Origin of the sequence: Eleftheria terrae (assembly GCF_030419005.1) — a bacterium.
Taxonomy (GTDB): domain Bacteria; phylum Pseudomonadota; class Gammaproteobacteria; order Burkholderiales; family Burkholderiaceae_C; genus Caldimonas; species Caldimonas terrae.
On sequence record NZ_CP106951.1, the window covers coordinates 2,985,114 to 3,008,384 of the forward strand.

Sequence of the window (23,271 nt, forward strand, 5' to 3'; positions counted from 1 at the left end):
ACAAAAGCAATCCAACACCCCACTCGGGGGAGGAACCATGACGCAAGCAAACAAGCGAGCGCGCCACTGGGGGCAGCGCACGCTGCTGGGCGCGCTGATGGTGGCGCAGGCCGTGCCGGCCCTGGCACAGCAGAGCACCACCACGCAGTACGAATACGACGCCGAAGGCCATCGCACCAAGATCACCGACCCGCGCCAGCAGGTCACCACGCAGAGCTACGACGAACTGTACCGGCTGAAGCAGCAGACGCTGCCGGCGGCCAAGGCCGGCGAAGCCACCCCGGTGATCCAGTACGGCTGGGACAAGCGCGACCAGCTCAGCAGCGTCACCGACGCGCGCAAGAACACCACCAGCTATGCCGTGGACGGCTTGGGCAACCCGGTGAGCCTGATCAGCCCCGACACCGGCACCACCAGCAGCAAGGTGGATGCAGCCGGCAACGTGATCGAGGTGAGCAACGCCCGCGGGCAGAAGATCACCTACAGCTACGACGCGCTGAACCGGCTCAAGCAGGCCAGCTACCCTGGTGGCGCCAAGACCGTGTACGGCTACGACGCCTTCGTCACCACCGTGGGGGCGGAGAACTACGGGCGGGGCCGGCTGACCAGCATCACCGAACTCAACGCCAGCGGCCAGCAGACCAGCCGGCTGGAGTTCGCCTACGACCCGCAGGGCCGGGCGCTGCGACGCTGCCAGATCTGGGGCGCCGCAGCGAGTTGCACCCCGGCCGACACGCTGAGCTACCGCTGGGACAGCAGCAGCGGGCGACTGCAGGGGCTGACCTACCCGTCGGGCCGCCGGGTGGACTACCAGTACGACAGCCAGGGCCGCATCAGCGGCATCACCACCACCGACCCCGGCAGCAGCACGGCCCAGGCGGTGGTGAGCAACGTGCAGTACCAGCCGCTGGACGCCGGCAGCTACGTGGTGAAGAGCTGGACCTACGGCAACGGCAGCACCGTCCCCGTGCAGAGCTACAGCCGCAGCTTCGACCTGGACGGGCGCATCACCGGGTTCACGCTGGGCAAAGGGGCGACCGGCGTCACCGCCGAGCAGGCGCAGTACACGCTGAAGTACGACGCGGCCAGCCGCATCGAGGCGATCCAGAGCGGGCTGGCGGCGAGCCCGACCGTGGCCAGCTTCGGCTACGACAACCTGGACCGGCTGACGCAGGCGGTGATCGGCAGCACGACGTACAGCTACGAGTACGACCTCAACGGCAACCGCACGCGGCGCATCCTGAGCGGGGCGGGCAGCAGCGCCACGACGTACAGCTACCCGGCGACGAGCAACCGGCTGCAGAGCGTGCAGGTGGACAGCCAGGCCGCGCAGGCGATCACGACGGACGAGACGGGCAACATCACCGTCGATCCGGCCAACCCGGTGGGGACGGTGAACTACAGCTACACCACCGGGGAAGGGGTGGTGGTGACGGGGCGGCTGACGCACAGCTACGGGCCGATGGCGCGGCACGTGTACAGCCACAACGGGCTGGGGCAGCGCACGCGCAAGACGGGCTCCACCCTGACGGCCAATGGCACGACGTACAACCCACCGAGTTATGTCGGATCGAGCGACACCTACTTTCACTATGACGAGGGCGGGCAGCTCATTGCCGAGCGGGATCAAAACCAACTGGTCAAGCGGGAGTACATCTGGCTGCGGGACACGCCGGTGGCGGTGATCACCGGAGCTACGCCGACCCAGCCGATCCGCACGAGTGGCACGCCGCTGAACTCGCCCCAACTCCGCTACGTTCATCCGGACCACCTCAACACGCCGAGGCTGATCACCGACACATCGGCCGCCAAGCGCTGGGAGTGGAGCATCCTCGCCGAGCCCTTCGGCATCGGGGCAGCCATCGGGACGCCACAGGGGCAACCGACAGCCCAGCGGCTAGACTTCCAGCTTCGTTTCCCGGGGCAATATTTTGATCCCGAAGCAGCAAATGCGTATAACTACTTCCGAACCTACCAATTCCAAACCGGCAGGTACATCCAAAGCGATTCGATTGGCTTAGCAGGAGGCACGAATACTTTTTCGTATGCGTTCGGTCAGCCTACACGATACAAAGATCCGGACGGGCGGATTGTTCCTGCTGTTGCCGCATGTGCTGCGAATCCCGCCTGCGTAGCCGGACTCGCAGCGGGGGCAGCAGCGGCAGGAGTTGCAGCCAAAAAAGTGTATGACTGGTGGAAAAGGCGCCCCCAACCGGTGCATTTCAATCCAGGCTATATTCCTGGACAATGGCCCCCGCAGGATCCCCCAGCTGACAGACCGGAGGGTTGGCCGGACGATCCGAAGAACCAATGCATCCGGCTCTACGCGATCTGCCAAGAATTCAGTTGGCGTGGCAACTGCGAGAACTGCCTTAGGCGGTGCATTGCCGAACAGGAATGGCCTTTCCATTTGTGTGACGGCCCTAAAGGCTGCAAAGAGTGAGATTGTGATGATCAACGGCGAAGAATCGACGTCTCGAATCGAGCGGTTCCATGAACTTGCTGCACTCGGAGAGAAAGGGTTGGAAGCGCTCTACTCCGAAAAGTTGAAAACCTGGTTTTTCGATTTTTTAGCTTCGGAGCTTCCCGAAACACCGCAACCACCCGTGAACTCATCCAAGGATCTAGCAGCGGCGATCAATCAATTGGCGCAGAATAAGCGGGCATGGGCGCAGAGACTTGGGGGTCTAGTGATAGGTTTGCACGATAGCCAAACTCAAGAGCAGGCAGCTCTAGAACTGCGCCAATTCATGCAGCAGTGTCCGTGGAGGTACTTGCGCGACAGTGCTCGTAGTAAACTCTAAAAGCCATGTTGCTGTTCGTTCCGTTTCGACATTTAGGTGTTTGGCTATCAAGTGATCAGCAGCAAATTTGCTTCTGCCTGCCTGCGGACCACTAAGCCCGGCAGCACACGCCCTCCGCCATACACCCAGCGGCGCAACTCGTCTGCGGCAGCGGGCCAGGCGCGCTCGTTGAGACAGCGGCGCAGCGTCGACGTTTGCAGCCGTCCGGCGCCAAGGTTGAAGGTGAAGTCAACGATGGCGGCCAGCCGGCCTTGCTCCTCGACGGCCAGCACTGGGCAGTAGCGCAGCGTCGCCTCCACAGCCTTCGTCAGGTCCAGCATCAGATAGGCCTCGCCCTCCGCCTCAGTGATCGGCGGATGGTCCGGCCGGCACAGATGCCCGAAACCGATGGTGTGGTATCCAGCAGGGCAGATGTAGGGGTGGGCCCGGCGAAGAGGGTCGTGCTTGGGCACCCGGTGAAAACCTTCGAAACGCTTGGCCAGCTCGATGGCCTGCGGCGGCACGGCGATCACGACCGCATCCGGTCGAACACACGTCCGACAAACCAGAAGTTCAACATCCCCGACCACAGCGCCTGGTCTGCGTCGGTCCAGGCCTGGGCCAGCATCGACCCCCAGCCAAACCCTGCATTGACCGCACCGGCCAGCGCCGCCCCCTTGGCCACGCAGTACAGCGCCATGAACCAGTAGGTGATGACCGGCCGCACGCTCGTTGACAGCGCATCGACCCAGCGCACGCCGGATGGCTGACCCTGGGCTGCGATCGCCTCTTTCAGCGCCGCGATGGCACCGGTGGTCCAGGCCGCGTCGGCTGCCGCGCCGATCTCAGCCATGCGCTGCGCGCCCCTGAGCCGCTCGAACTCCAACGCCTTGTCCTGCATGGCGAGCTCGTGCGCGCGCTCGCCGGCTCGGTCCAGCCACTTCAGCAGTTCGGGCGCGAGCCGGAAGATGCCACCGAGCAGGCCGCCCAGCAGCGTCTCGATCATTGGCTGCCTCCCCAGGGGTTGAACTTGACGGACGCCCCGATCAACAGCGCAGCCAGCAGGCCGGTGGTGAGCACCTTCACGGTCGTGCGCCAGGCGGTGCGGCGGGCATCGCGCCAGGCGTCGAGCAAATCCCGCAGCTCGCGGATGTCGCGGGCGGCGTGGCCGTTCTCCAGGCCCAGTTGAGCCAGCACACGCTCGGCACCGCGCTCGGCGGCGCGGTCCAGCAGGTCGTCGAAGTCCTCCTTGTTGAGCACCAGCATGTTGTTCACGAGGGAGGGTTTGGTTTGATCGTTCACATGGATCTCCATAAACAAAAAACCCGCCTCAAGGGCGGGTGCAGGGGGATGGGTTGAGGTCAGATCGGCACACCGGGACTCCAGCCAGTGGCCTTGAAAACGGCGAGGACGCTCTCGTCTTCGATGAAGCACAGCCAACCGGGCCTCGGTACGTGGTACTCCCAGCTCGCACCGATGCGCACTGCGATCTGTCCGGCTTTTCCGGCCCAGGCACCAGTGGCAGCTGCAGGGATCAGGTAGCGCTCACCCTCCACCGGAGCGGCCGGAGGCGTGGTGAGGTCGCGGTCCTTGACCGCCAGTCCAATGACCGCGCCCAGCCGCTTCAGGTTGGCGTCCATGCCGCCATTCCAGTTGTGCTCACCCTGGGTCCAGCCGTAGCTCAGGCCCAGGTTCGGATCGGTCATCGGCATCACGCGCCTCCATAGAACTTGCCGTAGTGCAGGCCGTAGCCCGTCCGCTCGAACTCGATGTTGTGGTGCTGCCAGGAGCTGTGGCCGTCGCGGGCCGCCTCAACTTCGATGCGCAGCCGCCCGTTGACCCGTCCCAGTCCGGAATCCGCCAGCTCCTGAGCCAGCGGCCAAGTGACGCTGTCGCCGGTGAGGCCGGTCAGGGTTCGGCACAGCCGGCCGGTCTCGCCATAGAAACGCACGGTGGTGGTCTGACCCGCCTCCGGCGTCACGCTGCCCTCGGCCTGCAGCACCAGGTAGGCGGTCTGGCTGCGGCGATTGCGGGTCGCCCAGCTCACCGAGATCGGGCCGGCCACGGCCACCGGGTACGCGCGGCTGTTCACCTGCAGGCGGCCCGGGCAGTAGGGCCGGATGAACCGCTTGTTCAGCTGCAGGCTGATTTCGGTCGCCACATTGGCCGGCAGCGTGCCGCGAGGTGTCTGGGTGAGGAGATTCGCTCGCACTGTCTCGCCGGCCACGTACTCCGGCCGCAGGTAGTGCCGGCCTTCTTCCACAAACCAGAGACGGCTGCCAGCCGGGTGGTGGCCTGGAACGGTGTCCAACAAGCCGCGCTCCAGTACCACGGCGGGAGCTGCAGCGTCCACCTCGGTGACCTTGAGCCACTCGCCGTTGACCAGCGCCAGGCCACCGGACCCTACCTCGGCGAGGTCGCTTGCCGAGGACAGTGGCGCCCGGACCTGTGCTGCGGACTGCGGCAACGCTTCCACCAGCACCGCCGAGGGAGTGAAACTCCCCTGCCCTTTCTCCTCGAATCCACCCGACAGCCGAGCCATCACCTTGAAGCCAAATGCATCGCTGCTCGGCCGCGTGCCGCAGGTGGCCACGAGCCCGTCCAGCTCGTCGATCTCGCCGAGCCGGCTGTCCGACTCCCCGGTCAGGTCCTGCACCACCCACCAGTACGGCACCTCGAACAGCAACTGCTGCGGGCAGGGTTGCGGCTCACTGGTCGGCTCCCTCCAGCCGGAGGACGGCGGCGCCGAGTAGACCGACTGCGGCAGCCCGAAGACATCCTGCACGCAGTCGACGCGCACAGCGCCGTTCGTCAGCTCGCCGTAGGCAATGCGCACGACTCGCATCGGCAGCTGTTCGATGCCATAGGGCGGCCACGCGAGCTTGATGACGTCCCCGATCTGCAGCCCCGCTGCCTGCCGGTTGGCGACAAAGGTGCACTTGGCCAAGCTGGCGGATAGCTGCTTCAGCTCGCGCATCGCCACGCGGTTGGCCAGCGCAGCATGGCTGATGCCCGGGTACTGGATCGAGGTGGCCACCACACCGCCGTTGATCTGCACGGCCGCCACGTCGTGCACCGTCACGGAGGCATCCTTGTCGCTGGCCGCGTCGCGGTACAACACCGTGACCTGGTTGACGGTCTCACCCCACGAGGGCCGGGTGAACTCCTCGATGCGCAGGACGTTCGAGGGATCGAACACCGGCAGCTGATCCAGCTGATACCCGGCGCGGGCGAGCTGGAGCACAAACAGGCCGGTCCGCGGGTGCACGAAGAGCACGCCGTCGATGTGCTTCAGCACGGAGAGCACAAAGCTCTCGACGGTCTCTTCCTGGCTCCACAGCAGCGACAGCCCGAATCCTTCGGCGTACAGGGTGTCGGCGGCGGCACGGAAGCTGAGGTCGTCCATGTCCGCCGCCGGATAGCCCATGCCCCAGTCGGCGTTGGTCAGGCACTCCCGGATGATGTGCGCCGGGTTGGCGTCGGCGCCGATCGCTGCGCGCGAGGGATACCACCCGCTCGGCATGCGCCGCGCGCGGATCGACCACGGCTTGATGTACGGGTTCATTGCCGCCACCCACACGCGGCGCAACACCAGGCAGACGATGCCGCGAAACGCCGGGATGTCCGGTCCCAGCTGCTCGTGGAGGTAGGCATTGCGGCCCTGGTCAGGGCCACCCATCAGCACGTCCACCACCCCATCGACGCCGCCTTCTCGCTCTTCGCCGCCGAACAGGCCGGGCTGGTGGATCCCCAACGTGATGTTGCCGGTCGCTTCTCCCGACCAAGCGACTCGTTCGCCCACCCGGATCTCGGTGATGGCATCCACCGGCCCATGGCACAGCGCGAGCTGCGCCCCGAGCCCGTACCAGTAGCCGACGGTGACCTTCTTCTTGCTGCCGCCGCCGCTCATCGATGACGCTCCTCTGCTGTCACCTGCTCAGCCTGCTCGGCGACTCGCTGCGCCAGCGCATCGCCGCTCTCGCGCAGCCAGCGCGCCGGCACGCCGTGCTCGACAAACTCGGCCCAGGACCGCTCTCGGCCTTCAAACCAGCGCCGCATGCCGCGGGCGCAGTAGCCCAGCTGCCGGGCGTGTTCCAGCTTGGCAATCACCTCCGTCACTTCTTGCCGCCTCCCTTCTTCTTGATGGGTTTGACCTGCACGTCGCCGTACCAGACGACGTTCGGGCCGGAGATCACCCGGGTGCCGAACAGCACCGGAATGGGCGCGTCCTGAGACGCGATGGGCAGGTCCTTGTCGCCGATCTGGCCCGGCTGCGCATCCTGGGACTTGGGTTTGGGCGCGAGCAGCGCCGACAGGACCGTCGTTGCGATCCAGACAATGAGTTGGGGCCACATGGAGAATCAGACGATGGCGTCGCCCGAGAACGGGTTTTTCCAGGGGATGAAGGGGAAGCCGCCGAAGTTGTCCAGGTTCTGGAAGCGGTCGCGGCAGTGGGTGGTCCAGTGGTCGCAGCCAGCGTAGAGCTGAACCCGCTCACCGGGGAGCAGACCCACCATTGGCGCGGTGAGGGTCAGCTCGCCACCGCTGTGGCCGGTCACCATGCGGGCGCCGACGGCGCACTGCAGGTAGCCGCCGCCGAAATAGCCGTTCTCACGCTCCGCCGCCGCAGCGACCCAAACCGAGGTGCCAGCGATCCGGTCGACCTGGCCCTCCACCCTGAACCGCTCCTTGGCCACTCCACAAGCGGGCGAATACAGGACGTGGCGGCAGGCGATCTGGTACCGGGCCCGTAGGCCCAGCCGCTTGAGCGATGAGGCAATCGGCTCGCACTTGAGCGTGGCCTCCGCGCCCGCCAGGCGGGCCACCGTCAGCCGCCCCTTCCAGTAGGTCACGAACTCGCTGGCCTCGCCGCCCTGCCCCAGATGCCGTCGGTACAGCGTGAGGCTGACCACCCCCTCCGGCGGCGCGGCCACAAACAGTGCCGCCAGGGGCAGGTCCCGCGGCACCTGCACCTCCAATCCGCTGCGCGACAGCTCGTTGCTGTGCTCGATGTTGCTGCGCGAGATCGGCGCCGGCTCGTAGGTCTCCGATTGGTAGGTGACCGGCACTTGGCCGGACGTATAGCACCAGCGCCGGTGCTCTTGCGCGAAGCGATACAGCTCCTGCGGCTGCCCGGCGTGCATTGATTGGTCTTGCTCCAGGTAGTTCATGACGGCAGGGTTCGAGTCGACAACTGAACGCGCACGACGCCATCCGTCTCCCAAAACAGCTCGACCGCGTCCTGGTCGAGCCGCACCAGTTCCAGCCAGGAGACCTGCAGCACCTGGTCGACCGTCACGGTGACGTCCAGTGGCTGGTCAAGGGACAGCAGCTCTTCTTGGGCGGAGAGCTCTTCTGCACCGGTGACGCGCCGGAAGAACGTGCCCAACCTCGTGCGCAGGATCAGATCTCGGCGCTGTGGATGGGCAGTGACGAAGCGGCTGTAGCCGGTGTTGCGCACCACGAGGCCCGAGCCGCCGCTGACGACCGCTCGACTGACCTGCAGGTTCGAGGTGAACGTCGGCAGCCAGCAGGGATGCACCCGGCCGGTCCGGGCGGCCAGCCACTGGCGGAAGGCCGTGATCTGCGGCCGATTCGGCAGCAGCCAGGTGAGGCGCCGGCCGAGTTGCGGCGCGCCGGATTCATCATCGAATCCCCGAGGTCCGGTGCCCGAATCGATCACGGTCAGCTTACGCTGACAGCTGACGTCGATCTCTTCGCTCCAGTCCGGCGGCCAATCGAAGACGGAATAGCTCCGATAGACCGTTCCAGGCTCAGGAGCGCTTGATGCGCCCAAATCCTCCACCGTGAACCGGCAGCGGCCGCTGGCGATTGTGTCCGTCAGCCGCCGGACGCCCGTCGTTCCGTCCAGGCGGGCCAGCCGCGCTGGCAGCACGCGGGTGCCGGCCGGCCAGGACTGTCCCAGCGCCAGGGTCAGCGTCAAGGCCGCGCCGTCGACCGACGCGATCTCCACCGCCTCGTTCTCGGCCGTCGAGCGCCAGAGCACCGCTATGCCGCCCGGGTGGTAGTCGCTGTGTGCAGCGTCGGGCACCACCAGTTGGCGGCCGCCAGCGACCACGTCCTGCAGCAGCCGGCTGCCATCCGTCCAGACGGGCAGGCAGTAGATGCGGGCTCCCCACGCAAACAGCAGGTGCTCCAGCAGGCGAACGTCCTGCCCCTCCAGGAGCCAGCTGTACTCGAAGCTGCGCCGCGGCAGCTGCCGCAGTCGAATGCGCTGCTCGGAGCCGTCGTGTGCCTCCAGCACCTCGCTCAGCCATTCCAAGCGCTCCGTCATGCCATCCGACCAGTCGGGCCGGATGCCGAACACCACCACCCGCCGGCCGGTAACGCCCAACCGCATCTCGGCACCGCCGGCAAAGCGGAAGGTGAAGGCCGCGTTGATCGCCGGCGTACCGCGGTGGCTCGCCGAGAAGCTGTAGGTCCGCGATTGCAGCGCTCCGAAGACCAACGGTGGCGCGGGCGGCCCTGACAGCGCCAGGCCATCTGCGCCAGTGGCCTCGATGGCCAGCACCGTCTGCTCCTGGAGATGCGCATTCCACACCTCCAGCCGGCGCACGATGGGGCTGATCACATTGCCAAGGTCGATCCGCGGCGGCAGCAGGTGGATGCGGTGGTACCAGTCGTCTGCGAAGGACGGCATCCGGGCGCCGGCCAGCCGCCGTTGCGGCTCACTGATTGGCCGAGCTGCGCCCCTGGTACCCGCCAAGGGCGAAACGCTGTCGGCGGCGGCAAAGGGGTAGCGCACCGGCCGGTAGCCGGAGATGCCCCTGGCGCGCTCATAGTGGACCGGCTCTCCAACGGCCGAGCCCGGAGCCACGATCCCTGCGAAGGCGGCCATCGCTCAGCGCTCCAGCCGCACGGCGTAGCCGTGCACACCGGACTTGTTGTTCTTCGAATGCGCCGGAAACGCCATCCATTGTTCGGGGCCAATCGCAAACACCTCCGCCGGTGCATGGTGCGTGATGTTCAGGTAGCGCAAGTGGGCTGGGTAGCCAAAAGGCGAGAAGAACCCATCAGGCCGTTCCAGGAAAACGTAAAACGGCAACAGCGGCGCGATGCCGTTCAGCGTGTTCGGCGTGCGGCTCCACCAGTAGTTGGCCAGCGTCTCGCGCGGGCTGCGCGGCCCTTCCTCCCAGATAGAGATGGCTCGCTTGCCGGTGATCGGCGACGCCTGGCAGACCGACCACCAGCCATCGAAGCCGTCGGCCGCCGCCCGCACGTAGTTCCCACCTGCATATTTATAGTCGTTGAACGGCAGGCCGAAATGCAGGTCCTGCGTGTCCCCGAAGATGTAGTCGCTGGCGCTGGCGGTGAGCGCGTCCGACGAGCCAAAGGCGCCCGACACAAAGGCGCCGCCCGGGTAGTCGCCGTATTTCACGAGTTGCCCAAAGGCGAGGTGGTGGTACACCCCCGGCGCGACCTCGGCCACCATCGTCAGTTGCACCGGCGACTCGGACGAGAACAGGTGATAGGTGCAGGGACCTTCGACCTCGTACAGGCCCACCGCCTCGATGCGCTTCGACGGGTCGCGTGGCAGACCCGGCTGGTTGTTCCAAGGCTGCGCGGGATCGAACTGGTCGGAGCCGACCAGAAAGATGCCGGTCACCCGCTGGTAGCCGGAGCGCAGCGCCTCATCCAGCGCGCTGCGCAGGTGAAAAATCAGCTCGCCCTTGCGCAGCGACAGCTGCTGGCTGGGGCCGGACGGCCCCCAGCGCAGCTCCTGCCAGCCGCTGGCGACGGCGAACAGCCGCAGTGCGTCCAGCAGCGGGGTCGGACCCGCTGCCGTTCCAGTTTGGTAGGCCATTGCGCTCCTCAGGCCAGGCGCAAGGCCCAGTAGTCCCGCACCGAGGTGCGAAAGACGTTCTGCACCACCAGGTGGTCCACCCCGTTCACCTGGATGAGGTTTCCGGCCGCGTTGTTGAAGCCGGAGACTTGGTAGACGCCGTCCAGCTCACCGAACAGGTCGTGGTCGCCGGCCGAGTTGCCCTGCGACAGCACGATCGGCATCAGCACGTAGGTGCCGTCCAGCGCTTCCCGAAACACGCTGAGGTAGGCGTAGCTGCCCGGCCAGACCGGCCGGGCGCTGTCGTATCGGGATTCCGTTGTCGGGCTGTAGGTGTTCTGAAACGGCAGCCAGGCGCCGGCCGGCCCCCGCAGCATCGTGGCCGTCGAGCTGGCGTTTTGCACGTCCTCGCCCGGATCCACAAAATGCCGGTGGTTGGGCCCGGTGACGCTGTAGCGCCGCCCCCGCTGGCCCGTCATGGAGCCACCGATCAGCAAGGGATAGGGGTACTGGCCCGGCGCAGTGTAGGGCAGGATGAAGCCCAGGTAGGCCGCCTGGTAGAGCGTGGAGACCTTGGCCACGACCACCGCCCGGCGGCCGTTGGCGACAAACCAGTACGGCGTCGCGTCGTTCCAGAGGCTCATCATCGGCAGCCAGCCGGTCAGGCAGCCGGGCTGGGCGTAGAACGTGTCAACCTGGCTGAAGCCAATGCTCCCGTTGAGGTCCCACATGTAGTAGCCGGAGGTGGGGTTCTCGTAGGACCGCACGCCGCAGTAGATGTCGTCAGCACCAGCGAGGCCGGGCGCCCGCAGGAGGAGCTCTTGGGTCGCGGCGTCTGAGACCCAGCGCAGCTCGGTCCATTGCTGGCCGGCGGCGACCAGCGCCGGGTGCTGGGTCAGGAAGACGCGTAAGCGCTCCAGGAGGTTGCGGTAATCAGTCGCGGTGCCCGATTCAAATGCCATCGGTGTTCTCTCTTGCTCAGGTCAGCACCTGCCGGACGGAGCCGGCGTTGCGCTGCAGGATGTTGAGGATGGTTTTCTCGCCTGCGGACGAGTTGAGGTAATCGGCCGCCATTGCGGGGTCGATCACGTTGACGATGCGCACGCCCTGGGCGGCGGGGGCTTGCTGACGAGGCTGGACGTCGGGAACCAGGCCGCCGGCCGCAAAGGCAAGTGCCGGACCCTTGAAGGTCGGTCCCTGCGCCACCCCATTGAGCGAATGCAGAAAAGCCACGCCCACCCGGCGCACTGCTGCCGCGTTGACGACAAACTCCCCGGCCGACAGACGCGCCGGAATGGAATCGCTCGTCGAGGTGCCGGGGCCTGTGACGTAGCCGCCCGAGGCGTAGCCCTTGAGGAGCGAGGAGATGAACCCGGCAAAGCCGGACGCCCCGCCGCTTCCCTTCGGCAAACTGGCGAACAGCGACTCCGCGAGCTTCTGCGAGGCAATCCGCTGGATGGTCACCAGCACCGAGCGAGCGAAGTCGCCGAAAGCCTCCTTGGCGGTTTTCGCTCCGCGGCCGATGTCCTCGAACAGCTGCCCAAAGCCGTCCCGAATGCTGCCGTCGATGGCCACCGCCACCTCGTCGACCGCCAGCTTTACCTGAGCGATCTCATTCTTCCACGCCTGCACCCGGGCCACCGCCTCCGGGCCGATGGCGGCGCCGGTGGTTTCCAGCTTGGGCAGCAGAGCATCGAGCACGGTGCCGGTCTCCCGGTGCAGGGCCAGGATCTGCCGCTTCGCCTGGGATTCGGTCAGCAGGCCGGCCTGACGCTGCAGGTCGATGGACTGCTCGCTGGCGCGCATGCGGGCCAGGGTGGTGTCGAATTCGCGTTCGTAGGTGGTTAGGTCGGCAGATGCCGCCTTGACGTCGATGAGGCGGCCCAGGGTTGCCATGCCGGCGCTGTCGCCCTCAGCGCGCAGCCGCTCCATCAGCTTGCGGTACTGCTCCTCGATGGTCGCACGCCGGTCCTGCGCCGTGCTGGCCTGGGTCAGGTCCAGCAGTTCTTCTCGCGCCTTGGTGAGCTCCTCCCTCAGCTCGCGTTCTGCCTGGGCGGTGGCCCGCGCCGCGGCAACAGCAACGTCCCCTCGCTTGCGCAGCAGCACCGTGAAGTCGGCGTTGATCTTGGCCAGATCGGCCTGCGCCTTGGCGCGGTCGTCCGGCTTCTCTGCTGCTTTGACCGCACGCTGCTGCTCGGCGATCGCTTGCCGCGTGCGGTTGATCTCCGCGTCAATCTCCTGCTGCTCCAGCCGCGCCTTGCGCTCGTGATAGCTGCGGATCGAAATGGTGCGGTCCTCCAGTGCCCGGTCCAGCGCCCGCTGTTCCCGCTCCAGGCTGTCCTTGAGCAACTGGAACGCGGCGTCCGCTTGGGCCTTCAGCAACGCTTGCCAAGCGGCGGCGCCCGGCGGCGGAGGTGGGGTGCCCTTCGGCGGCGGCTCCGCGAAGGTGTCCTTCTTCTTGGAATCGGGTCGGATGCGGGCCGCAATGGCTTGGGCTGCCTCGCCGACGTAGTCGCGGTCGAACGCCTCCCGCACCTTGCCGGCGAGCTCGTCGTCGACGCTCTGCATCTGCTGCAGATTGCGGTCGATTTCACCCTTCATCGCGCGCATCGAGAAATCACCCTCGAAGGCTGCCGCGATGTCCTGCTTCAAGGCGCGGGTCAGCGCTCCGATGTCGGAGAACGCCGTTTTGAAGCGCTCGACCAGGAACTCCGCTGTCCTGGCCGCCAGCGAGCCGATCGCCGTGAAGGCGCCGATCCCCGTGTTCACCAGCGCCCGCAGTCCGGTGCCGAGGCGGGTGAGACCCCCGATGGCGGTGTCACGCAGGCGCGCCCAGGTGTGGTCGTTGATGCGGACCAACTCCACCAGGGCGCCCCAGGCGGCCTGCACCTTCTCGGTCAGCAGCGACCAGGCGGCCGCGACGATCTGCCGGATCGAGGCGGTCCGGCCACCAAACTCGACCACTGCGTCCCGGGCGGAGTACAAGGCAGAGCCCAGCAGGCCGACCGCCGTCACCACCATGCCAATGGGACCGCCCAGGAGCGTGAAGGCGCCGCGCAGCGCCGCCGTGGCCCGGCCGAGCAGGCCGGTCGATGCTGCCGCTTGCGCTACGGCTGCGCTGGCCGCGCCAGCCTGTTTACGGGCCTGGACCGCGTCCGTGACGAGTGCGACTGAGGTGGCGCCTTGCGCCCGCGCCTGGGCGAGGGCCGCTGCGGTGACCCGCATGCGAGCAATGGCCTCCGCCTCCAGCCCCCGCAGTTGGCTGAGGCGGGCGATTGCCTCGGCGCGGGCCGCCGCCGTGCTGGCGACCATCGAGCTCACCAGCCGCCCGAACGCCGCCATCAACCCGATGCCCACCAGTGTCAGCAAACCGCCGATGTGCTGGGCCAGCAGCTGGATCCCTTGCGCTAGCCCAGCGGTCCAGCCGCTCGCGCTGTCGCGGCTGCCAAAGGCCCGCAGGAAGGCGTTCTGCAGGCGGGTCAACGCCCCCGACACCGTGTCCGGCAGGCTGCCGTACTCCTCAGCGAGCCGGCCCCGCTGCTTGAGCAGGGCATCGATGACTGCGGCAGAGGTCAACTTGCCCTGTTCTGCCAGTTGGCGCAGCGCGTCTTTCGGGACACCCAGGCCGGCGGCAATGGCGGTCGCCAGCCGGGGAGCCTGGTCCATGACCGAATTGAACTCGTCGCCGCGCAGCGTGCCGCTGCCCAGGGCCTGGCCCAGCTGCATCAGCGCGGCTGAGGCACCTTCGGCAGAGCTGCCGGACAGCGTCATGGCCTGTCCGACAGCGTTGGTGGTGTCCAACGCCTCCGACTGGGACCGGCCCAGGGCCTGCAGGGTCGGCGCCAGCTTGGTGTACAGCGACACCGTTTCCGCCCACGGCGCCCGATTGCGCTGCGCCATCTCGAACAGCTCGCCCTCGGCATGGTTGAACTCCTCCTGGGAAGACACCGCCAGCTTCAAGCGGGCCTGCAACCCCTTGTACTGGTCGGCCGCCCCCGTCAGCTCGCGCACGCCCGCGCCAACGCCGAGGGCCGCGCCCATTTGCCCGAACGCCGCGCCGAATTGGCCGGCCTCCGTTCGCAGGCGCGCCATCCCGGCCTGCAGCGGTTGCAAGGCGCGGGCCGACTGTGCAGCAGCCTGGCCGATACCGGCCGTTGCGGACACCACTTCGCCCTGCGACCGGGCGGCGTTGCGCGCTGCCGCTGCCAGCCGCGCGTGCAGTGCTGCCGTCTCGGTGAGAACGGTCTGGTCGCGCCCCGCGACATCCAGCGGCGGCGCGTCGGCACGGGAGGCACCCTGCGAGGTCGCTGCCCGCTGGAGCCGGCCTTGCAGCGCGTCGTATTGCGCGGCTGCCGCCTGCAGGTCTCGCACGCCGGCTCCGGCGCCGATGCCCGCCCCCACGTCTCGCAGGGAGTCTCCCACCTGCGCGGCTTGCTCGCGCAGCTGCACCAGGCTGGCCTGTATGGTCTGAAACGCCCGCCGCGTGTCGTCGACGGCGGTAATGAGGATCTGCGCTCGGTTTTGAGCCATGACATTTCCTTGGAAGGAAATCAGGATGAGGTCGAGGCCTTCTCGATAGCCGCGACCAAGCGCAGCAAGTCGCGGCTCACCGTGCGCGTCAGGTCGAACCGGCGCCGCAGGCGAACTTGCCGCACAAACACGGCAATCGGGATCTCCTGTCCTCGCTTCAGCCGCTTGACGTCGCTGCGTTCCCGCTCGGCGCGCCGAAAGCGGGTGAGCGCCCGGCTGTTGGCAGAGAGGTTCTCCGCCATCAGGATCGCGCGTCCGTCCCTCTGGACGAAAAACGCGTTGCCGGCGTCCATCAGGTCGCGCACTACCCGAGCGAATGCCTTGCGGCCCAGGCGCTGGTGTTGCGGCAGCAGCGGGATCAACATGCGGCCCTGAATGGCACCCCCCTGCTCGTGGAGGCCGAGCCAGGGCACCTTGGAGCCGATGTAGAGCGCGGGCAAGCGGTCCGGCTTGCTGTCGAAGACCTTGGACCGCATGGACTTCAGGAAGGACGGCTTGGCGGTCTTGAAGCTGGCACGCATCTCGGACCGGACGGTCTCGACTATCTCCTTACCGGTCTCCCGCATGGCCTTTGCCACGTCGGTTCGGAGGGAACGCCGAAAGTCCTCCTGCCATGCGTCGAAACCGCCCGGCCTCAGCAGGCCGCCAGCGGTGAGTTGCAGTTTCATGCGCTGTACTTCTGCAGCTCCCGCTGCAGCTGTTGAATGGCGTCCCGGCTGCCCTGGGCAGCCACCGCAGTGACAGTGAGCTGTGCGGCGAGCCGCTCGTGCTCCATCCGGGCATCGGCCGCCAGAAAAGCGTTCACCTGGGCCAGCGTGTAGCTCAGGATCTCGGCGTACCGGTGGCCCCCCCGGATCAGCCGGGCGATGGCGCTGGCCCAGCCAAGCGGCTGCTGATGGCCTGAGCCAGCCTGCCGATGCGCGGCGCCACCCGCCGCACGAAAAAATCGGCATTCACCTCGAACACCGCGCCGGCCAGCACCAGCGCTTCGTCGACGGCGAGGCGGTCGATCCACTCCCGGGGCCGGCGTGCCGCCAGGCTGAGTGTCTGCAGCAGCGCCTCCCCGTGCTCGCACAGCAGCGTCAGCCAATCCGGCTCCGCGGCCAGCTGCGACGCAAAAGGCCGCATGGCCTTCAGTACGGCGGGCAGTTCGCCCAGCACCAGAGGGCGGATCTCTAGGCGCTCGCCGGCGATGTCCACGGTCACCGTCAGCGGCGAGATGATGTCCAGGTCCATGCTGGCTCCATCCTCGCTCATAGCAGCACGAGCCGGCCGAACTGGCCCAGCTCCCCGGTGGCGGGCTTCAGCGTGTCGGCGAGCACCTGGCCCGACAGCTCGAACTTCAGCAGCTCGTCGGTGATCATCGACAGCTCCTTGGCCGGGTTGATCGCGACTCGGTACAGGTCGATGACAACCTCCGCGTTACCGTCGGCCGTGTTCAACCCCTCAAAGCGCACCCAGCGCTCCGGCAGCGGTTGGGTGAACATCGAGGTCACCTGCGCAACCCCATAGGCATAGTCGACCTTGAACGGCTCGACGTAGGGCCCCCCTGCGGTCTTGTCGTTGACCACGAGCGAGCCGTGCTTGGCATTGACGCTGTACTGCGCCGCTGGCAGCGTCTTCGGCGTGGAAGACGAATCCTTGACCACCACCGTGGAGACGTTCTGCTTGGTCAGCAGGTAGAGGCTGCCCGGCGTGACCGGATTGGGCAGCGCCTCGGCCGCCACACTGCCGGCGGCCTGTTGCGTGGTGGTGCCGTACAGGCCCAGCGCAAGATTGCCCGGCACCAGCTCTTCCAGCGTGCAGGAGAACTCGCCCTTCTTGGTTTTGATCAGCTGCAGGTCGGTGAGGCGCTGGCCGCTGGAGGACTCCTGGTGCTCCAGGGTCTCCACCGACAGCGAGACCTTCAATTCGGGGACGTTGCCGACATAGGACAGGCCGAGGGGGCGGCCGGCGGCATCGCGCGATCCGACGTAGACGCGGCCTTGGCCGGAGAAGTAGGGCATGAACAGTACCTTGTTCTGATTGATGGATGTGAGTAGGGCGCCCACGGCTCAACACCGAGGTGACTTTTAGGGACGAGAACCCGCTGGATTGACGCCCGAGGCAAGCGGGCGTTGCCGTCGCATGTGAGCGAGGCCGATGCCCTCGTTGCTGCTACTCTTGAGGAGCGAGCACACACCGTTGCTGCTCAGCACGAACAGGGAGGTCGAATGACTGAAAAAGCGGAGATGCTTTCAGTTGCACAAGCGGCACGGCGGCAGCGTCGATATCAGTGGTTCTCACGCTGGCTGACATGGACACCCGCATCCCTGTTGCTTCTATCAGGCCTCAAAGGGTTGTGCTGGCTCACGCACGGATACCTGGATTGGGGGTTTCGGCCATTCGCCTATGTTGGATACGGCACGCAGTGGCTTTGCTACCAGGTCCAAGCTCTGGCGTGGATTGGTCCCGTATTTGAATGGGTGCCAGCATTTGTGCCACCTTGGTCGCTGATTCACCCCATGTTTTTGGTTTGCGTTTCGATGATCATCAGTGGTGGATTCGCGCAAAGGGCCTCGCTCTACTTGAAAAGAGAGCTGACGAAGGCACGAGAAGGGGCACAACAAGCTCGATGGCAAGCCGAACTGCTAGGCCAGGTGCCAGCCCACCCGCACGTCACCAACGTCGGCACTCATATCCACATCCACTCCGCGCCCTCTGTATCTCCTGGCCCCTGGTGGACGCGACCTGTAGGGCTCTTCTTGATTCCCCTTTTCAGCGGTGGCGCGAGTGCGGTGTTGGGACAGTACCTCAACATTGCATTGGGCTTGGGCCACTGATCAGGAATGGTCAGTCGCCTTCTTCGGTAAGTTCGAGAGAGCAAGGGGTCGAAGCCACCGCTTTGGTCGCCTCGGTGAGGCCGAACTCGGCCAGCTGGCGCTGGCCGGTTTCATTAGCATCCAGCAGGCGGCCATGGCCGTGGCGCAGGTCGGAGGTGGGCGTCAGATCACGCAGCTGGCGTCGATCAACCGGATCCGGTGAGGTCGTGGGTATGGGTTCGGTAGCGGATCGCGTAGCGGGCGGGTTGGGCGACCGCGCCTGTGTCGGTGTCGTCGCTGTCCCACTCGCAATCGAGCTCACGAACAGCGAGCGCCAGGCCACCAAAATTGGGATCGGCGAGCAATGCCGCGTGGGCGGCGACGATCAGGTGGTCGGTGGCGGCAAAGGCGTCGTCTCCGCGCGCCAGCGCCACCAGGCGCAGCGTCAGCGCCCGGGTGACCACGCCGTTGCTGTGCTCGGTGACCGCGTCGCTTTCTGGAAAGAGCAGCAGCGCCGCATTGGTGTCACGGAACACCGGTGTGGCCGGAGAGCGCAGCACCGGCACGGGTTGCACGGCAGCGCTGACACGGGCGATCACCGCCAACACGAGGCGTTCGCGCAGGGATGGCATCGAGCGTCGATTTCAGAGCAAGGTGAGCAGCGCCTGTCGTTCGGTGCCGTCGCCAAGGACGCGGACCAGCCTCACCCGGTAGCTTTGGCGGCCCACCTGCAACGAATCGCCGGCGGCCAACTCAGGCAGCCACGACGCGGGGTAGCGGATCGACGGATCAGCCGAGAGCGCCAGGCCATCGAGCACGCTCTCGTCGGGAGCGCGGAAGTCCACGGCCACGGTGCGACCACCGACCTCCGCGTCGCTCAGCAATCCAGCGCGAGCAGCGGCGAGGTACAGCTCCTCGATGGGCATCACACCTTCAGCTTCACCAGCAGGGCCGGCCGGTGGCACATCGGCAGCGGGTTGCTCTGCGTGTGCAGATCGGTGCCGCGATCGAACTTGCGCGGCTCCTGCTTCGCGTACAGCGGCTGCCCTGGCGTGTTGACCGTCTCGTTGAAATCGGCCGGCGCAACATAGGTGGCAAAGGTGCTGATCGTTCCAAGCGGGAAGGCCTGCGCCTCTCCTGCTCCGATGAAGCGCCGGGTGTTGCCGTCTTCGTCGCTGGCCTGGCCGCGGTATTCCTCGAACAGGATGGAGCCGTAGCGGAAGCCCTGGCGCACATCGTTGATGAGGACGGCCCCGTCCTGCCAGCGCTCGTAGGCCTTGATCACGGTGGCGTGGCCGGTCAGCGCGGCGAAGAACTCCGGCGAGCACAGGCAGTGCACGCCCGTCATGAACTCGCCCCGCAGGTGCTCCTCGATGTGGGCCAGCACCTCGATGCACTTGGCTTTGACGTTGGTCTTCTCGTTCTCCAGCCCAAAGCTGATCGTCTTGGGCTGGATGTCGAACTCACGGTAGAGGTCGTAGAGCACCGAGCCGTCGGCATCGAGGATCACGCCCTTGAGGGCCCCCATGCGCAGGTGCTCCAGCGTGATCGCGTGCTTGTTGCGCATGGTCTCCAGGTGGCCGGCCATGACACCCGCGATGGACTCCAGCTCGGTTTCGCTGCCGAAGCCGCGCAGGCCCTGCACCTCCTCGGGCAGCACCACGTCGTCGTGCGGGATGTGGGGCACCACAAAGGAGCGGATACCCCGCTTGCCGCGGGTGCCGACCGTGCCCGGCGCGCCGGGCGGCCGTGTGGGCAGCAGGTTGAGCACGCCGTTGCGCTCCTCGATCAAGATCTGGCGCAGCCGCACCGACTTGATCGGCATCAGGTTGAGCGACTCCAGCCGGCCGTAGCGGTTGGGCAGGATGTTGATGGCCGCCGTCGGGGCGGCGGTGGAAAACGCCGGGTTGTTGAAGGGGTTCTGCATTCGGTGGCGTAAAAGAAAACCCGCCGGGCGGGTGACGCCGGGCGGGTTGGATGAGGGGGAGACGTCGGGAGCGAGGCGCTCAGGCGCTGTCGCGGACCGCCAGCCCGCGCACCGCGAGCTGGGCGATGGCCGCGGAGCGCTGCTCGGGGGTGATGCCGGCCGGCCAGACCAGCGCGGCGCGGGCAAAGACGGCGTGGCGCACGATCAGGACCGCATCGGCCCGCTCGCCCTGCGACGCATCGATGTCGAAGGCGAGCACGGCCTCCGCGACCTCGGTGCCGTCCTTGGCGGCTGTCGCCAGCGCCTTGATCTTGCCGGTGGCCGCTTCTCGGCCGACGACGGTGCCGAGAGCGAGTTTCTGGCCAGCAGCCACGGTGCCGGTCTCGCGGGAGTACAAATTCGGCGCCTCGTACTTCAGCAGGTCGCCCAGGTTGTTGGGTTCACGAAGCACGGGCATGGTTCAGCTCCGGGAGATCAGTTTCTTGACGGCTGACATCAGGGGATTCGATTCCGGCGAAGCCGATGCGGACGTGCCGGCGTCGGCCGTAATCCGAGAGCTGATCTCCGGCTGGCTGGCCCGGGCGTCGAGCAGCACCCGTCGGACTTGGTCCTGGGTCATGCTGGCACCGAGGAACTCGGCAGTGCGCTCCGGTGCGCCAGCGATCAGGCACAGCTCGGCGATGGCATGCGCCTCGTTGCGATAGGCAGCTGCAGCGGCAGGCGCGGGATCTGTTGCGCCAACCGGCGGCTGCGTAGCAGTGGTGGACGGCACCGCGTCAGCCGGCGGGACCATGAGGTCGTTGGAGTGCATCGTGTGCTCCGTGGGTGAGGAAGAAGGAGAAGCGGAAACAAGCCGTGACGTCACCGCGATGAGCGAAGGAAGGAGAACGGCCGGACCGGCGAGGTGGGCGGCGAACTCCGCCTGCACCGCCTCCAGGCTCAGCACGGCATCGGCCAGCCCGGCGTCAACAGCGCCTTGGCCGAAAAGCAGCCGCGCCTCGGTCGCCCGCACAGCGTCTTCGCTCAAGCCGCGCATTTGCGCTACGGAGCCGACGAAGATGCCGTAGAGGCGATCGACCTCGACCTGCAAGGCAGAGGCGGCTTCGGGTGTCAGCGGCTGGTGCGGGCTGAAATCGTTCTTGTGGTGGCCGGCGTAGACCGCGCGGTACGCCAGTCCGTCCTTCAGGTCTTTGGCCGACTGGTCCACGTGCAGGGCGATGACACCAATGGAGCCGACGCCGGCCGTCTGCGACAGCGTCAACCGGCCGGCCGCTGCGGCGATCGCATAGGCCGCCGAGTAGGCCGCATCGTTGGCGTGGGCCCAGACGGGCTTGCTCCGGCTGGCCGTGCGGATGCGCTGCGCCAGCTCGAACACACCACCCGCCTCGCCGCCAGGCGAGTCGACGTCCAGCAGGATGCCCTTGACCTCCGGATCGGCCAGCGCGGCGTCCAGGCGGGCGCCGATCTCGGCATAGGAGGTCAAGCCGGAGGCCGCCTCCAGACCCATCGACCGGCGCACCAGGGTGCCGTGGATAGGGATCAGGGCGATGCCGGGGGCGGGCGGGCTGGCCGCTGTCCGGGGAACCGGCAGCGCCGGATGAGCTTCGACGCTGGGCCACCCGAGGCGCGAACCCAGCACTGCCAGGATAACGTCGAGCTTGGATCGGGTGATCAGCAGCGGCGTCCCATAGAGCCGGGACGCCAGGTAAGGGAGTGACATGTCAGAGGTCCTGTTCGTCTGCGGCGGGTACCGCTGGTGGTGCCGTGGACCGGTCGTGCCGCGGGTCCGAGTCAAAAACCAGCCCCAGGGCGTCAGCACGTTCGTTGTCAGCGGCAATCTCACGGTCGACGTCTTCGGCGTCGTAGCCAGAAGCCGAGATCGCCTCGGAGCGCGAGAGCAGACCGGAGCGGATCGCGGTGTTCATCGCGTCGAACTCCTTCTTCGGGTCCACCCACTGCCAGCCTTGGGGAATCCACTTCACCGCCTGGTACTGCCGGCGGCGCCGGGTGTAGCCCGGCAGCTCCAGCGCCCCCCCCAACACCGCCTGCGTCATCCAGGCCCGCCAGATCGGCCGGCACAGCTGGTGCACGATCACGCCGTGCTGCAGCGCTTCGCAGCGACGGCGGAACTCCAGCAGCCCGGCGCGGATGGAGGAGTAGTTCACCTGGGTGAGATCACCGGTCAGCATCTCGTAGGTGATGCCCATCGCGGCGGCCACTGCCCGGAATTGCTGCCGCATGAAATCGGCGTAGCTGCTGCCTACGTCCGCAGGGGCCGAGAAGCGGATGTCCTCGCCGGGTTCCAGGAACTGCAGGGTGCCGGGCTCCAGCCCGGCGAGCGCCGCACCGTGGGCATCCGGCTCGCCTTCGCCCATCAGGTTGTCCTCGGGAGCCCCCCGGGTGATGAAGCCGGCGAACATGGCCGCCGTCTTCTTGCGCACCAACTCCGCGTCGTCGTACTGGTCCAGCTCGTGGAGCTTCACGAGGGCGCGGGCGAGCCAGGGCTCGCCGCGGATCTGGCCCGGCCGCAGAGGACGCAACAGGTGGATCACCTCGCTGGCCGGGATGCGCACCGTCTCCATGCCGCCGACGCCCGACATCGGCGCCAAGGCGCCATCGTTCGGGTGCGAGCGGTAGAGGTGATAGGCCACGCGCCGGCCCAGCCGGTCAAATTCGATGCCCGCCCGCACGACGTTGCCCGAAAGCAGTTCCAGGTTCATCGTGGCCGGCAGGTGTTCTGGCTCCAGCACCTGGATCTGCAGAGCCACCGGTAGCCGATCCTCAGGGCGTCGATAGCGCAGCCGGACCAGCGCCTCACCGCCTTCCAGCATCGCCCGGCAGGCCAGCGCCTGCAGGCCGTAGAAATCGGTGAGGCCGCCAGCATCTGCGTCCTCGCACCAGTCGCGCCACAGCGCCTGGATCGTCTCGCGCTGCGGGATATCCAGCACCAGCGACTGCGGCTTGATGCCGGTGCCGATCGCGGCGGCCACAAACGCCTCGGTGCCCGCCGCCGCCCACGCGTTGCGGCGCACCAAGTCGCGGCTCTTGGCGCGCAGCTCGTTCTGAGTGAACGCCAGCGCCGCGACGGCGCCCGGGTTGCCGACCTGCCAGGCAACGGCTCGGCGGCCACCGCCGACACCGTCGTAGGTGGGCGTCGCCCCGAACAGCCCGCGCCTGAGTTTGGCGAACCAGCCCATCAGGTGCCCTTGCTGGTGGTGACGCGGATCTGCCGGGGCGGGCGGGCCGTCACCCCTTGGGCAGCCAAGCCGCGCTTGATCTCACGCAGGGCAGCCTGTAGCTCCGTCACGTCACGGTATTCGACGGTCTTGTCGCCGAAGCTGACGCGCCGCTCGCCTTTGGCCAGAGCGGCCTGCAGGCGCTGCACATCGTCCAAGGTGTAGGTCATGGAGAGGGTCCTTGTGGAGG

General features: G+C 67.1%; 26 protein-coding genes. 3 read left to right on the top strand and 23 right to left on the bottom strand.

Features of this window, described 5'->3' with window-relative positions:
* The first annotated feature begins 37 nt into the window (after positions 1 to 37).
* Both N7L95_RS13120 and N7L95_RS13125 read left to right on the top strand, forming a co-directional pair.
* Positions 38 to 2,443: an RHS repeat-associated core domain-containing protein gene (locus N7L95_RS13120; RefSeq protein WP_301255692.1), complete on the top strand. Its 2,406-nt coding sequence runs from the start codon at positions 38 to 40 to the stop codon at positions 2,441 to 2,443.
* A 7-nt stretch (positions 2,444 to 2,450) separates the two neighbouring features.
* Complete coding sequence (locus tag N7L95_RS13125) at positions 2,451 to 2,804, top strand: hypothetical protein (RefSeq protein ID WP_301255693.1); 354 nt, start codon at positions 2,451 to 2,453, stop codon at positions 2,802 to 2,804.
* A 47-nt stretch (positions 2,805 to 2,851) separates the two neighbouring features.
* Here N7L95_RS13125 and N7L95_RS13130 read toward each other — a convergent pair whose 3' ends face one another.
* The 16 genes from N7L95_RS13130 to N7L95_RS13205 all read right to left on the bottom strand — a co-directional run bounded on the left by N7L95_RS13130 (position 2,852) and on the right by N7L95_RS13205 (position 17,123).
* Positions 2,852 to 3,316: a lysozyme gene (locus tag N7L95_RS13130; protein ID WP_301255694.1), complete on the bottom strand. Its 465-nt coding sequence runs from the start codon at positions 3,314 to 3,316 to the stop codon at positions 2,852 to 2,854.
* Positions 3,313 to 3,789, bottom strand: coding sequence for a hypothetical protein (locus tag N7L95_RS13135; protein WP_301255695.1), 477 nt, complete (start codon positions 3,787 to 3,789; stop codon positions 3,313 to 3,315). The genes N7L95_RS13130 and N7L95_RS13135 overlap by 4 nt, the downstream gene beginning before the upstream one ends.
* Positions 3,786 to 4,049 carry a DUF6127 family protein gene (locus N7L95_RS13140; protein WP_435870101.1) on the bottom strand — a complete coding sequence of 88 codons (264 nt, stop codon included), beginning with the start codon at positions 4,047 to 4,049 and terminating at the stop codon, positions 3,786 to 3,788. The genes N7L95_RS13135 and N7L95_RS13140 overlap by 4 nt, the downstream gene beginning before the upstream one ends.
* 95 nt (positions 4,050 to 4,144) lie before the next feature.
* Positions 4,145 to 4,495: a DUF2793 domain-containing protein gene (locus N7L95_RS13145; protein WP_301255697.1), complete on the bottom strand. Its 351-nt coding sequence runs from the start codon at positions 4,493 to 4,495 to the stop codon at positions 4,145 to 4,147.
* Positions 4,495 to 6,693, bottom strand: coding sequence for a phage tail protein (locus N7L95_RS13150; RefSeq protein WP_301255698.1), 2,199 nt, complete (start codon positions 6,691 to 6,693; stop codon positions 4,495 to 4,497). The genes N7L95_RS13145 and N7L95_RS13150 overlap by 1 nt, the downstream gene beginning before the upstream one ends.
* The gene (locus tag N7L95_RS13155; RefSeq protein WP_301255699.1) at positions 6,690 to 6,893 is read right to left on the bottom strand and encodes a hypothetical protein; all 204 of its coding nucleotides are present in this window, start codon (positions 6,891 to 6,893) and stop codon (positions 6,690 to 6,692) included. Before N7L95_RS13155 ends, N7L95_RS13150 begins: the two co-directional genes overlap by 4 nt.
* 5 nt (positions 6,894 to 6,898) lie before the next feature.
* Positions 6,899 to 7,138: a hypothetical protein gene (locus tag N7L95_RS13160; protein WP_301255700.1), complete on the bottom strand. Its 240-nt coding sequence runs from the start codon at positions 7,136 to 7,138 to the stop codon at positions 6,899 to 6,901.
* A gap of 6 nt (positions 7,139 to 7,144) precedes the next feature.
* A complete protein-coding gene (locus N7L95_RS13165) occupies positions 7,145 to 7,954 on the bottom strand; it encodes a phage/gene transfer agent baseplate hub protein (protein ID WP_301255701.1) in 810 nt (269 codons plus the stop codon).
* Complete coding sequence (locus tag N7L95_RS13170) at positions 7,951 to 9,642, bottom strand: hypothetical protein (RefSeq protein ID WP_301255702.1); 1,692 nt, start codon at positions 9,640 to 9,642, stop codon at positions 7,951 to 7,953. Before N7L95_RS13170 ends, N7L95_RS13165 begins: the two co-directional genes overlap by 4 nt.
* A 3-nt stretch (positions 9,643 to 9,645) precedes the next feature.
* Entirely contained in the window at positions 9,646 to 10,608 is a 963-nt protein-coding gene (locus tag N7L95_RS13175; RefSeq protein WP_301255703.1) for a hypothetical protein, read from the bottom strand.
* 8 nt (positions 10,609 to 10,616) lie between these two features.
* Entirely contained in the window at positions 10,617 to 11,549 is a 933-nt protein-coding gene (locus N7L95_RS13180; protein ID WP_301255704.1) for a hypothetical protein, read from the bottom strand.
* A gap of 16 nt (positions 11,550 to 11,565) precedes the next feature.
* A complete protein-coding gene (locus N7L95_RS13185; protein ID WP_301255705.1) occupies positions 11,566 to 15,117 on the bottom strand; it encodes a tape measure protein in 3,552 nt (1,183 codons plus the stop codon).
* A 20-nt stretch (positions 15,118 to 15,137) separates the two neighbouring features.
* Entirely contained in the window at positions 15,138 to 15,785 is a 648-nt protein-coding gene (locus N7L95_RS13190) for a DUF6441 family protein (protein WP_301255706.1), read from the bottom strand.
* Positions 15,782 to 15,922 (bottom strand): hypothetical protein, encoded by a 141-nt coding sequence (locus N7L95_RS13195; RefSeq protein WP_301255707.1) that lies wholly within the window; start codon positions 15,920 to 15,922, stop codon positions 15,782 to 15,784. The genes N7L95_RS13190 and N7L95_RS13195 overlap by 4 nt, the downstream gene beginning before the upstream one ends.
* Positions 15,923 to 15,972: 50 nt before the next feature.
* A complete protein-coding gene (locus tag N7L95_RS13200; RefSeq protein WP_301255708.1) occupies positions 15,973 to 16,353 on the bottom strand; it encodes a DUF6631 family protein in 381 nt (126 codons plus the stop codon).
* Between the two features lie 17 nt (positions 16,354 to 16,370).
* Positions 16,371 to 17,123, bottom strand: a complete 753-nt coding sequence (locus N7L95_RS13205) for a phage tail tube protein (RefSeq protein WP_301255709.1) — start codon at positions 17,121 to 17,123, stop codon at positions 16,371 to 16,373.
* A gap of 207 nt (positions 17,124 to 17,330) precedes the next feature.
* On the opposite strand from N7L95_RS13205, the gene N7L95_RS13210 reads away from it, so the two are divergent.
* Positions 17,331 to 17,939 (top strand): hypothetical protein, encoded by a 609-nt coding sequence (locus tag N7L95_RS13210; RefSeq protein WP_301255710.1) that lies wholly within the window; start codon positions 17,331 to 17,333, stop codon positions 17,937 to 17,939.
* A 185-nt stretch (positions 17,940 to 18,124) separates the two neighbouring features.
* Here the strand turns inward: N7L95_RS13210 and N7L95_RS13215 are convergent, their stop codons facing one another.
* From N7L95_RS13215 to N7L95_RS13245, 7 genes are all read right to left on the bottom strand, one after another.
* Positions 18,125 to 18,550 carry a hypothetical protein gene (locus N7L95_RS13215; RefSeq protein WP_301255711.1) on the bottom strand — a complete coding sequence of 142 codons (426 nt, stop codon included), beginning with the start codon at positions 18,548 to 18,550 and terminating at the stop codon, positions 18,125 to 18,127.
* Between the two features lie 12 nt (positions 18,551 to 18,562).
* On the bottom strand, positions 18,563 to 18,844 hold the full coding sequence (locus N7L95_RS13220) for a head-tail joining protein (protein WP_301255712.1): 282 nt from the start codon (positions 18,842 to 18,844) through the stop codon (positions 18,563 to 18,565).
* Positions 18,844 to 19,845 carry a major capsid protein gene (locus N7L95_RS13225; RefSeq protein WP_301255713.1) on the bottom strand — a complete coding sequence of 334 codons (1,002 nt, stop codon included), beginning with the start codon at positions 19,843 to 19,845 and terminating at the stop codon, positions 18,844 to 18,846. The genes N7L95_RS13220 and N7L95_RS13225 overlap by 1 nt, the downstream gene beginning before the upstream one ends.
* Before the next feature lie 79 nt (positions 19,846 to 19,924).
* A complete protein-coding gene (locus N7L95_RS13230; protein WP_301255714.1) occupies positions 19,925 to 20,302 on the bottom strand; it encodes a head decoration protein in 378 nt (125 codons plus the stop codon).
* Positions 20,303 to 20,305: 3 nt separating this feature from the next.
* Positions 20,306 to 21,565 carry a S49 family peptidase gene (locus N7L95_RS13235; protein WP_301260147.1) on the bottom strand — a complete coding sequence of 420 codons (1,260 nt, stop codon included), beginning with the start codon at positions 21,563 to 21,565 and terminating at the stop codon, positions 20,306 to 20,308.
* A gap of 1 nt (position 21,566) precedes the next feature.
* Positions 21,567 to 23,042, bottom strand: a complete 1,476-nt coding sequence (locus N7L95_RS13240; RefSeq protein WP_301255715.1) for a phage portal protein — start codon at positions 23,040 to 23,042, stop codon at positions 21,567 to 21,569.
* A complete protein-coding gene (locus N7L95_RS13245) occupies positions 23,042 to 23,251 on the bottom strand; it encodes a phage head-tail joining protein (protein ID WP_301255716.1) in 210 nt (69 codons plus the stop codon). Before N7L95_RS13245 ends, N7L95_RS13240 begins: the two co-directional genes overlap by 1 nt.
* Positions 23,252 to 23,271 lie beyond the last annotated feature (20 nt).

What these genes read in the sequence shown, in the direction of transcription:
- N7L95_RS13240 (WP_301255715.1), bottom strand. Translation starts at nt 23,042, where the DNA reads ATGGGCTGGTTCGCCAAACTCAGGCGCGGGCTGTTCGGGGCGACGCCC.
- N7L95_RS13220 (WP_301255712.1), bottom strand. Translation starts at nt 18,844, where the DNA reads ATGCCCATCGAGGAGCTGTACCTCGCCGCTGCTCGCGCTGGATTGCTG.
- N7L95_RS13200 (WP_301255708.1), bottom strand. Translation starts at nt 16,353, where the DNA reads ATGGACCTGGACATCATCTCGCCGCTGACGGTGACCGTGGACATCGCC.
- N7L95_RS13135 (WP_301255695.1), bottom strand. Translation starts at nt 3,789, where the DNA reads ATGATCGAGACGCTGCTGGGCGGCCTGCTCGGTGGCATCTTCCGGCTC.
- N7L95_RS13245 (WP_301255716.1), bottom strand. Translation starts at nt 23,251, where the DNA reads ATGACCTACACCTTGGACGATGTGCAGCGCCTGCAGGCCGCTCTGGCC.
- N7L95_RS13205 (WP_301255709.1), bottom strand. Translation starts at nt 17,123, where the DNA reads ATGCCCTACTTCTCCGGCCAAGGCCGCGTCTACGTCGGATCGCGCGAT.
- N7L95_RS13125 (WP_301255693.1), top strand. Translation starts at nt 2,451, where the DNA reads ATGATCAACGGCGAAGAATCGACGTCTCGAATCGAGCGGTTCCATGAA.
- N7L95_RS13150 (WP_301255698.1), bottom strand. Translation starts at nt 6,693, where the DNA reads ATGAGCGGCGGCGGCAGCAAGAAGAAGGTCACCGTCGGCTACTGGTAC.
- N7L95_RS13185 (WP_301255705.1), bottom strand. Translation starts at nt 15,117, where the DNA reads ATGGCTCAAAACCGAGCGCAGATCCTCATTACCGCCGTCGACGACACG.
- N7L95_RS13210 (WP_301255710.1), top strand. Translation starts at nt 17,331, where the DNA reads ATGACTGAAAAAGCGGAGATGCTTTCAGTTGCACAAGCGGCACGGCGG.
- N7L95_RS13175 (WP_301255703.1), bottom strand. Translation starts at nt 10,608, where the DNA reads ATGGCCTACCAAACTGGAACGGCAGCGGGTCCGACCCCGCTGCTGGAC.
- N7L95_RS13145 (WP_301255697.1), bottom strand. Translation starts at nt 4,495, where the DNA reads ATGCCGATGACCGATCCGAACCTGGGCCTGAGCTACGGCTGGACCCAG.
- N7L95_RS13190 (WP_301255706.1), bottom strand. Translation starts at nt 15,785, where the DNA reads ATGAAACTGCAACTCACCGCTGGCGGCCTGCTGAGGCCGGGCGGTTTC.
- N7L95_RS13180 (WP_301255704.1), bottom strand. Translation starts at nt 11,549, where the DNA reads ATGGCATTTGAATCGGGCACCGCGACTGATTACCGCAACCTCCTGGAG.
- N7L95_RS13140 (WP_435870101.1), bottom strand. Translation starts at nt 4,049, where the DNA reads ATGCTGGTGCTCAACAAGGAGGACTTCGACGACCTGCTGGACCGCGCC.
- N7L95_RS13235 (WP_301260147.1), bottom strand. Translation starts at nt 21,565, where the DNA reads ATGTCACTCCCTTACCTGGCGTCCCGGCTCTATGGGACGCCGCTGCTG.
- N7L95_RS13225 (WP_301255713.1), bottom strand. Translation starts at nt 19,845, where the DNA reads ATGCAGAACCCCTTCAACAACCCGGCGTTTTCCACCGCCGCCCCGACG.
- N7L95_RS13160 (WP_301255700.1), bottom strand. Translation starts at nt 7,138, where the DNA reads ATGTGGCCCCAACTCATTGTCTGGATCGCAACGACGGTCCTGTCGGCG.
- N7L95_RS13170 (WP_301255702.1), bottom strand. Translation starts at nt 9,642, where the DNA reads ATGGCCGCCTTCGCAGGGATCGTGGCTCCGGGCTCGGCCGTTGGAGAG.
- N7L95_RS13230 (WP_301255714.1), bottom strand. Translation starts at nt 20,302, where the DNA reads ATGCCCGTGCTTCGTGAACCCAACAACCTGGGCGACCTGCTGAAGTAC.
- N7L95_RS13165 (WP_301255701.1), bottom strand. Translation starts at nt 7,954, where the DNA reads ATGAACTACCTGGAGCAAGACCAATCAATGCACGCCGGGCAGCCGCAG.
- N7L95_RS13215 (WP_301255711.1), bottom strand. Translation starts at nt 18,550, where the DNA reads ATGCCATCCCTGCGCGAACGCCTCGTGTTGGCGGTGATCGCCCGTGTC.
- N7L95_RS13120 (WP_301255692.1), top strand. Translation starts at nt 38, where the DNA reads ATGACGCAAGCAAACAAGCGAGCGCGCCACTGGGGGCAGCGCACGCTG.